Raw genomic sequence first — 1,756 nt, 5'->3', positions numbered from 1 at the left:
TTCCAGCGCCGCTCGACGGTCGCGAGGATGCTCGTGTGGTCGAGCGGGGTGCTGCCCGCGGCGACCCGGAACACCGTGCCCGCGGGGATGAGCGGGCTCACGAGGACGGTCGGCACACGCGGGCCGAAGCGCGTGAAGTCGAAGCCGAACTCCCCGGGCGAGCTGTCCGGCGGCGTCGCACCCGAGGGAGGCGGGACGTGGTCGTAGCAGCCGCCGTGCTCGTCGTACGTGACGATGAGCAGGGTCTTGGCCCAACCAGGCCCGGACGCGACGGCCCGATACGTGTCGAGGAGGAGCTGCTCGCCGGCGGCCATGCTGTAGTTGGGGTGCTGGCTGTTCCCGGTCGAGCTCCAGCTCGGCTCGAGGAAGGCGAACGCCGGGAGGCGACCTGCGGCAGCGTCTGCCTGGAAGTCCGTGAAGAGGCCGATGTTCCCGGCGGGCGCCTTCTGCGTGTCGGGGAAGTTGAGCCGAGTGAGCGGCGGCTTGTTGTAGCCGTAGATCTTCCACGGAACGCTGTGTTTGCCGAGCAGCCCGAAGATGCTGGGCACGGTGTAGGACTTCGTGACGTCGTCCATATGGCCCTGGCTCGTCCCGGCGCACGTGAACGCCCGGTTGGGCATCGTCTCGGTGGGCACGGAGCTGAACCAGTGGTCGCACACGGCGAATCCGCGTGCGAGGCCGCTCAGCACGGGGAGTGTTTCCGGCGCGTAGCAGCCCATGATCCAGTTGGGGGCCGTGCCGGGGACCACGTACCACTTCTTGGCCTGGTTGTCCTTGATGGCCTGGGCGTAGTCGGTCACGAAGCCGGACATCGTCGGGGTTGCGCCGGGCGCGGGGCTCGGGGTGCCGAAAAGCTGGTTGTTGGCCTTCTGGAATCCCTCGCCAGGGTCGGCCCCGGGCATGAAATACGCGTCGGTGGTCGTGGGCGTGATGGGGTAGACGGTCACGGGCTTGCCGTCCGGACCGGGGCAGCTCTCCGAGCCTTTGAGGCCCTCGAACGCCGCCCCGCTGGGCGAGACGTTGCCGGAGCCGTGGTACAGGTAGCCGAGCAGATGGTCGAAGGAGCGGTTCTCGAGCATGAGGACAACGACGTGATCAATGGCGGACAGGCCTGTGGGCATGGGTCTTCCTTCCAAGTGGGCGCCTCCGGCACACAGGCTAAGGCCGAGCACCGACACTGGGAACACCCCGGGCGGGCCGACCTCGCGAGGCGCGGGCGGGGCCACCTCGCGAGGCGCAATCCGAGGGCGCGCTCTCCGTGGGTTCTATGCTTGATGCTCGTGACGGAACCCCGCTGGCTGACCGCCGAGGAGCGCAGGGCATGGCTCGCCATTCTGGGCGTGACGACCCTCCTCCCGGCGGCCCTCGACGCCCACCTGACAGCGCTCGGGAAGCTCTCCCTCTTCGACTACAACGTGCTCGCGATGCTGAGCGAAGCCCAGGGCCGCTCCCTCCCCATGAAGGAGCTCGCGGCCCGCACATCGGCGTCGCTTTCGCGGCTCTCGCACGTGGTGACGAAGCTCGAGAACCGCGGGTGGATCAACCGGCAGCCCTCGCCCGACGACGCCCGAGTCACCACGGCGCACCTCACCGACCTCGGATGGGAGACCATCGTCGAGCTCGCCCCCGTGCACGTGGAGCGCGTGCGCCAGATGGTCTTCGACGGGCTCGACGCCGAGGACACGCGGCACCTCGCCGACATTGCCGAGAAGATCGTGGCCCAGCTCGACTGCAGCTCCTGGATCTTCCGCGACGT

2 protein-coding genes are annotated in these 1,756 nt (G+C 68.8%); one reads left to right on the top strand and one right to left on the bottom strand.

Annotated features, from left to right (window positions below; translation table 11 throughout):
- Positions 1 to 1,121: alkaline phosphatase family protein (locus ACLN58_RS21810; RefSeq protein WP_415857305.1), on the bottom strand; the 1,121-nt coding region annotated here is incomplete at its 3' end.
- A 159-nt stretch (positions 1,122 to 1,280) separates the two neighbouring features.
- Here ACLN58_RS21810 and ACLN58_RS21805 point away from each other — a divergent pair.
- The coding region (locus ACLN58_RS21805) for a MarR family winged helix-turn-helix transcriptional regulator (RefSeq protein WP_415857304.1) at positions 1,281 to 1,756 on the top strand (476 nt) is incomplete at its 3' end.

The organism is Sinomonas sp. G460-2, assembly GCF_047759905.1.
In the GTDB taxonomy this organism is placed as follows: Bacteria; Actinomycetota; Actinomycetes; order Actinomycetales; family Micrococcaceae; genus Sinomonas.
The sequence above is the reverse complement of the archived record's forward strand: the minus strand, read 5'-3'. Positions and strand labels throughout refer to the sequence as shown.